Source organism: Acidovorax sp. HMWF018, from assembly GCF_003061035.1.
Lineage (GTDB): Bacteria > Pseudomonadota > Gammaproteobacteria > Burkholderiales > Burkholderiaceae_C > Acidovorax > Acidovorax delafieldii.
On sequence record NZ_QAIM01000301.1, the window covers coordinates 1 to 6,638 of the forward strand.

Annotated in this window: 9 protein-coding genes; all 9 read right to left on the reverse strand. The window is 60.5% G+C overall.

What is annotated here, in order from left to right; genetic code table 11:
- Nucleotides 1-120 precede the first annotated feature (120 nt).
- The 9 genes from DBR23_RS11180 to DBR23_RS11220 all read right to left on the reverse strand — a co-directional run bounded on the left by DBR23_RS11180 (nt 121) and on the right by DBR23_RS11220 (nt 6,623).
- Nucleotides 121-795, reverse strand: coding sequence for a hypothetical protein (locus DBR23_RS11180; protein ID WP_108498290.1), 675 nt, complete (start codon nt 793-795; stop codon nt 121-123).
- Nucleotides 792-1,022 (reverse strand): hypothetical protein, encoded by a 231-nt coding sequence (locus DBR23_RS11185; protein WP_108498291.1) that lies wholly within the window; start codon nt 1,020-1,022, stop codon nt 792-794. The genes DBR23_RS11180 and DBR23_RS11185 overlap by 4 nt, the downstream gene beginning before the upstream one ends.
- Nucleotides 1,019-1,255 carry a hypothetical protein gene (locus tag DBR23_RS11190; protein ID WP_108498292.1) on the reverse strand — a complete coding sequence of 79 codons (237 nt, stop codon included), beginning with the start codon at nt 1,253-1,255 and terminating at the stop codon, nt 1,019-1,021. The genes DBR23_RS11185 and DBR23_RS11190 overlap by 4 nt, the downstream gene beginning before the upstream one ends.
- Entirely contained in the window at nt 1,255-1,491 is a 237-nt protein-coding gene (locus DBR23_RS11195) for a hypothetical protein (RefSeq protein WP_108498293.1), read from the reverse strand. The genes DBR23_RS11190 and DBR23_RS11195 overlap by 1 nt, the downstream gene beginning before the upstream one ends.
- 7 nt (nt 1,492-1,498) lie before the next feature.
- Nucleotides 1,499-3,610 (reverse strand): DNA polymerase, encoded by a 2,112-nt coding sequence (locus DBR23_RS11200; RefSeq protein WP_108498294.1) that lies wholly within the window; start codon nt 3,608-3,610, stop codon nt 1,499-1,501.
- A complete protein-coding gene (locus DBR23_RS29275) occupies nt 3,607-3,813 on the reverse strand; it encodes a hypothetical protein (RefSeq protein WP_146191309.1) in 207 nt (68 codons plus the stop codon). The genes DBR23_RS11200 and DBR23_RS29275 overlap by 4 nt, the downstream gene beginning before the upstream one ends.
- Nucleotides 3,810-4,073, reverse strand: coding sequence for a hypothetical protein (locus DBR23_RS11205; protein WP_108498295.1), 264 nt, complete (start codon nt 4,071-4,073; stop codon nt 3,810-3,812). Before DBR23_RS11205 ends, DBR23_RS29275 begins: the two co-directional genes overlap by 4 nt.
- Nucleotides 4,070-5,425: an SNF2-related protein gene (locus DBR23_RS11210; RefSeq protein WP_108498296.1), complete on the reverse strand. Its 1,356-nt coding sequence runs from the start codon at nt 5,423-5,425 to the stop codon at nt 4,070-4,072. Before DBR23_RS11210 ends, DBR23_RS11205 begins: the two co-directional genes overlap by 4 nt.
- A gap of 367 nt (nt 5,426-5,792) precedes the next feature.
- On the reverse strand, nt 5,793-6,623 hold the full coding sequence (locus DBR23_RS11220; protein WP_108498298.1) for a PD-(D/E)XK nuclease family protein: 831 nt from the start codon (nt 6,621-6,623) through the stop codon (nt 5,793-5,795).
- Nucleotides 6,624-6,638: the final 15 nt, after the last annotated feature.

A 6,638-nucleotide genomic window follows, 5' to 3' on the forward strand; every position in this document is an offset into this window, starting at 1 on the left:
CGATCATGGCGCCGGGCGTGGTTTTCGCGGCGGTTTTGGCTTTGGGGCTTGCAGTCACAGTAGGCATTTCATCCTCTTTGGTGGTGTGAATCATAGCACTGATCTTTGAAAGATAAAAGATCAATGTTCGAGCGAAAGCTCGTCCTCGTCTTCTTCGACAAGTTCTTCCTCGCAGTGGACCAGGATGTACGCGGCGACGGTCTCATCGCTGGTCAGGTGGTCGTGTTCTTCCTCGAGGGTGGTGTACAGGTCGTCCATGAGGCTGCGCACGTATCCGGCGAAGTCGCCCTCTAGGGCGTCGAAGATGTTGCCGCCTTCAGTGATCGCGTCCCAGGTGGCGTGCTGGAGGACGTCGTTTTCTTCATCGAACGGATTTTCGATATACAAGTCGGACCTGAAGGACGTGCAGCCAGAGTGGTAATAGTGGCCGCTGTGGCACCAACTCAGGACCAGAGTGTGATCCAGCTTCTCGTACACGGGCACCAGGTCGGTGCAGCCGCAAGCGACCAGGAATTTGGGCCAGTCGTTGACTGCTCCGTCAAAGCACGCGCCGTCGCCTTGACTGCAGAAGCCCGAGAAGTAGATCGAAGGCTCGACGACAGTCTTGCCGCCCATGGTCTTGGTGCTGTAGTAATCAACGCAGATGCCTTTCTCGATACAGTCTTCGACGAACTGTTCGTAGACGCTGTCCCACCACTCGGCGTGCTGGACGTTGGTGTTCCTGTGCTTTTCGAGCAGGGCGTCGCGGCGCTCTTCACTGAGTGCCAGCCATCGAGGATCTTCGAGTGAGGTCATGGGTACTCTCCTGTGAGGTTCTTGACGCCTTCGACGTAGGTGTTAGCAGCACAAAGGGCTTCGCTGGGTGTGCGGCCGTCGAAGCTCACACCGTTTTTGAGCCGGATGCGAAACACTTCACGTACCTGGCCATACAGGCGAAGGCGGTTCAGGACTGCGCCGGGCCAGCGCCGGTTCACAGCCTGCTTGGCCTTCTTCAACGACAAGTGATTGAGCTGGTCGCTCATGGAGGTTCTCCGGTGAGGTTTTTGACAGACTCAAAGTAGACCTTTGCATCTGCGATGACCTGGTGCTTGCTGTTGGATTCAAAGCGGACACCGTTCTTGAATTCGATGGCAAACAAGGGCCGTGGGTCTTCCCACCCGCGAACTTCCGACCACACTTTTGCTCCGGGGAAGTAGCCGTCCATCTGGCGCACGAACAAGTCGTGCTCGTGCATCTGAGTCGTGGTGTATGCCATCACGGGTACTCCCCTGTGAGGTTCTTGACGCCTTGGGCGTAGGTGTCGGCCTGCCGGGCGACGACCATCATGTCTGGGCCCTCGATCACCATGCCGTTAGCGAACTTGATGGCGTACAGCCACGTACCGAACACAGTTTCTCGATAGGCCTGGGCCCTCGCTCCGGGCCATTGCGCCTGCACCGCCCGGCAGAACATGATCCCTTGCTCTTCCTCCGTGAAGAACGCGTATGCCATACCGGCCTCACTTCGAGTAGTTGGGTGCGTAGCCGCCCTCTGCTGCCAGCGGGATCTCTGGGCACCACCACAACGGGGTGGTCATGCACTTCTCCATGAACGCGTAGCACTTGGCCGCGTCCTTGGTCTTGGGGTGCGTGACGCACTCATCGTGCGTGGTCATCACGACCGGGTACTTCACGTCGATCATCAGCATCTGCTCAGCGACGATGATGCGGGCCAGGGCCTGCACCAAGTTCTCGCACAGCAGGCCGCCGTAGATCTTCTTGCGGATGTCGCCCGACTGGTAGGTCCATTCGTCCCAGTCCTTCTCGCCCTTGGCCTTGCGCAGGTCTGGGTACTTGAGGCACATGCCATTGGGCAGGCGGATGTACTCGAAGCCGATCTCCAGGCACTTGTACTGGATAGGCTCCAAGTGCGGGTTGGCCATGTGCTCGATGAAATCGTTGCACTTGGCCCAGCCCTGCTTGATGGCGTAATACTTGCGGCGGTACGTGTTGACGATGTGCTGGCACTGGTCGATGGGCAGAGCGATCTTGGGGCCACCCAGAGCGCCGCGCGCGAGCGTCATCTGCAGCTTCGGAGCGCCCATCTGGTAGCCCAGGCCCAGCACACAGACCTTGCCAACGTGACGGTCGTTCTTGTCTTCCTTCGTGATCTTGCGGCCGTAGATGTCCGTAGCGAACTCGCTGTACACGTCGCGCTTGTCACGGAACGCAGCCAAGAGGTCGTGCTGGTCCCACAGCCAGGCGTTCACGCGAGCTTCAATCTGGCCAGAGTCGGCCACGGCGATCTGGTGCCCCTTGGCGGCCAGAATGGACAGGCGCAGCTCACCACCGCGGGTGAGGTTCTGCATGTTCATCTTGTTGTTGCCGCCCCAACGCCCGGTGTGTGCGCGGTAGTAGGCATAGCCCACGGGCAACGGCATGCCGTTGGCGCCGGCCTTCAGGAAGCGCTCGGCCCGGGTGATGTTGGTCGTGGACTTGACCGCGATGCGCGTATCGATCAGCTGCTGCAGCTTCTCAGCCAGGTCAGCCGCTTCTTGGGCGTCATCGGCGTTGTTCGGGTCGAGGTGAGGGAAGTAGTCCCACACTCGATCGGGCATGCTGATGAAATCGAGGTCGTCCTTGGCAAATGCAAAGGCCCACTTGCTGTCGAGAGACGCTTCGCGCTCTGCCTGGTTCTTCTTCATCCAGGCGGGGCTGAGCTTGCGGGGCAGCTGGTCGCGGGCGATGCCGAGCTTCTCGAACAGGTCGATGAAGCGCTCGTTGCTGCCCACGACCTTCTTGACGATCCGCATGTCACGCTCTTTGCCCTCGAGCTTCTTGTCCTTGCCGTCGAGGATGTTGTCGTAGTCGCGCGGGTTCAGCAGGTTGAGCAGCAGCTCTTCACGGCGAGTGACCTCGCGCTCGTACTCCGCCTGGACGCGGGGGATGTCGACCTTCAAGACCGGGGCGCAGAACATGCGCGCGGTCATGTGGATCAGGTCCATCTCCTTAGCCGGGTACACGGGATGCATGTCGCAGAACACGCGGTACATCTCGTCGACGTCGTTGGCGCAATACTCGACGGAACGGTTCCAGAGTGGCTTGTTGGCGAACAGCTCCTTAAAGCGCACGCCCTTCATGTTCTCGATGCCGTCTTCGATCTTGCCCTTGCCGCCATAGAACACGGACACGTCGTGCAGGCCGGCGCCGATTTCGTTGCTATGCAGGCCCCGGGCCATGCCCAACGTGCAGTAGTAGCGCTTGGGGTACACGCCGTAGTGGTGGCTCAAGATGAAGCCGTCGAACTGCACGTTGTGGCACAGCACGCTGTGCGTGGCCCAGTTGATCTTGGCCAGCTCGGCCTTGATCTTGTTGTGCGGGACGACCTTGGTCTTCTTGTTGCCGATCTTGATGCCGACCATCGACGCCTCGAAGCGCTCGTCGCGCACGTATTCAGACGTGGATAGTTTGGACAGCGTGTAGTCGGCGTCGTAGTACGTTTCAAAGTCGAGCGAGACCAGGCGATCCCAGTCGATTTCGGCTGTAACGATCTGCGGACGAGAAACGATTTTGACTGCAGCGGCGACCTTGGTCTGTGCAGTCGGCTTGCGGATGGCGGAGGCCCAGCTCATTTCTTCTCCGGGTAGCGTTGACGGAGCGAGCGCTCCATGCGGGCTGAGTACACGAGGTTGCGCATGCCTTTGTCAGTGGACAGCGGCAGCGCGGCGAACTCTTCGACAAACCACAGAGGGCGGTCGCGGAACACGTACCAACGGCCGAGCGAGTCGCGCCACATGATGACGACGGAGTGCCACCAGAAGAGAACTGATTTCATAGCGATGACAGAGTTACTTTGGAGAACGTGCCAGGCAGGGGGATGACGAGCATCCCTCCGCCGACCAAAAGCTGAGATATGGCACCAGTAGGGCCGACGGCAACTGGGATGCGGTGCCCGCCCATGGTGGTGAAGCTGACGCCTTCGTCTGTGATGACGAGGTCCTTAATCTGCAGGAAGGTGTCGCCGTCCATGCGACGGATCTCGCCTTCACCAATCTCGCCCATGAGGCGTGCGGCGCCGAGCTCGTAGTCGTTCATAGCGTGGCGAACAGGTCGAGGAGGTTCTTCATGCGCACGTTCTTCTTCTCAAGGATCTCGTACACACGTTCGTCGATCGTGCCGGGCGCGATGATCGTGATCGTCTCGGTCTTTTGCGTCTGGCCCATGCGGTGCTGGCGTTTGGAGCCCTGTTCGAACTGCTCCAGGTCGTAGGTCGGCGATGCCCAGATCGTGGTGGTGCCGCGCGTGAGGGTCAGGCCGTGGGCAGCTGACTTGGGATGCGCGAACATGACCTGGTAGGCGCCGGCCTGGTAGCCGGTGACCAGGCGATCGCGCTCGTGCTCGTTCACCGAGCCATCGAGCACGCAGAACGAGATGCCACGCTTTTCGGCCTCGGACGCCAGGGCATCGCGCTGGTGTTTCCAGTGGAAAAACACCAAGCTGTGCTTGCGCTCTTCGACCAGGTCCAGGACCATCTTGTAGCGCCCGTCATCGACGATCACGGGGTTGGGGTCGGTGCCGTACACGGCGCCCGATGCAACCTGCAGCAGCTTGTTGGCCACCACGGCGGCGTTGACGGCAATGACCGACGGCTCCTTGCCCTTGAGCCACAGCATCTGCGTGGACTCCATCTGCTCGTAGGCCTTGCGCTGCTTGGCCGTGAGCTCGTACTCCATGGTGTAGCGGTGGTTGGCAGGGATGTCGACGCAGTCTTCAAACTTGTGGCGGATGACGATGTCGCTCAGCAGGCCGTACACGGCCTCTTCGGCGCCTTCTTTGTCGTCCCAGCGGATGGCTTTGTCGCTGCGGCCGACCTGGGTGGGCACGCAGACGCTGTTGCGGAAGGCGAAGAACGAGCGGCCCAGGCGCTGGCCGCCGTCGAGCAGATACACCTGGTGCCACACGTCCGTGATCGAGCGCCCATTGGGCGTACCGGTCATGGCGCGCTTGTACTTGAAGTAGCTGGCTATCTTGGCAGCGGCCTTGCTGCGCTGGCTGGTGGCATGCTTGTAGCCGCTGGACTCGTCGATGATGAGCGTGTCGAATTTCTTGAAGAAGGCCTTGGGTTGCTTGGCCAGCCACTTCACCGCGTCGATGTTGGTGACGTAGGCGTCGGCTTTCTCGTTGAAGGTGTCGGCGCGCACGTCAGCTGTGGCCACGACGACGGTGAGCCCGGGGGCGAACTTCTTGAAGTCGGCCGCCCAGGTGCTACGCAGCAGAGACTTGGGTGCCAGGATGAGTGCGCAGCCGGTCTTTTTCTTGCGGCGACGCTCGAAGGCCTTGATGGCGACGAACGTCTTGCCAGTGCCGGGGTCGCTGGTGTCAAACACGACGTCGGTGGTCAGGTCGTGCTTGAGGGACTTGAGTTGGTGGGCGAAGGCTTTGGTCATTTGATCTGAGTGACTTCGTCGATGACGATCGTGTGGGCGGCTCGGCCGCTGTAGCCTGCGCCGAGGCTCGGGCTGGCGCCGGTGACTCGAGGCAGTGTCTGAAACATCGGGGTGTGCGAAAGCACACGCCCTGTCATCGACGTGGTATAGGCTCTAATGGTGCGTTGCAGTTCTGCGCTACGCTCGGCGTAAGCCACAGTGCGTACGACCCCCTCGAAGTCCCGGAGCTTCATTCGTGGGTCTCGGAGCATCTCTGTGAGTCGTTCTGCGTCCGTCGAGCTCACTTCACCCATCAAACACAGAGCCCCGAGCCGCTGCATCACACCAGGCATGCCCGCGCGGACGCGGGCGCGACGTTGTTTGGAGTTCATCGGACACCTACTTGACACTGCCCACCATTCCACGGGCCGTACTGGCACCACTGGCAGGTGAAGCGGGAGGGATTGGCGGGCCACTCAGTGCAGGTGGTGAGGGCCATGCCGCGTTGGTGGAGGCGGGGCTTGAAGCGCAGGCCTTGGCTGCGCGTGAACTTTTGCGAGGTGAGGTTTTCGCCTTCCTTCTGGTCGAGGTACCAGAGCTCGGCGAACACAGTCTCGAGCTTGGGGTAGCGCAGGAACGTGACCAGCTGGTACAGCTGCAGCTGCTCGGCGTGCTTGACCTCGTTGCCGAATTTGCGGCCGGTCTTGAAGTCGATCACCGTGGCGGTGTACTCGTCGTGCATCACCATGGCGTCGAGCTTCAGGCGCAGCCAGGCGGGCACCCAGATGTAGACCTTCTTGCCGACCTTGACGATGTCGCCTTCGCGGCCACGTTCAGGGAGCTTGCGCGCGGTGCCGGTGTGCTGCAGCGTGTCGTCGGCTTCGAGCCAATCGCCGTTCCAGTTGCATGGCTCCCAGGCTTCGTTCATGGCCCATTCGCCCTCCAGGCTCACGAGACCATCTTTGTACATCGTACGAAGAAGTTCGATTTGAAAGCCGAAGTTTTTCTCGGCTTCTGGGGCCAGCTCATTCACCGTACCGTTGATGTAGAGCTCGCAGGCCGTGTGGATACGCGTGCCGCGATCGTTCGCATGCTCTAAGCGGCCAGGGGGAAGAGGGCGTTCTGGCTCGGGGATCTTCTGGTCATGCTTGAGCCAGCAGAGGAATTTGCACTTCTCGAAATCGCCGAGCTTGGAGTGCGACCAGCTTGAAATAGTCATAGAGTCTTCTTCTTA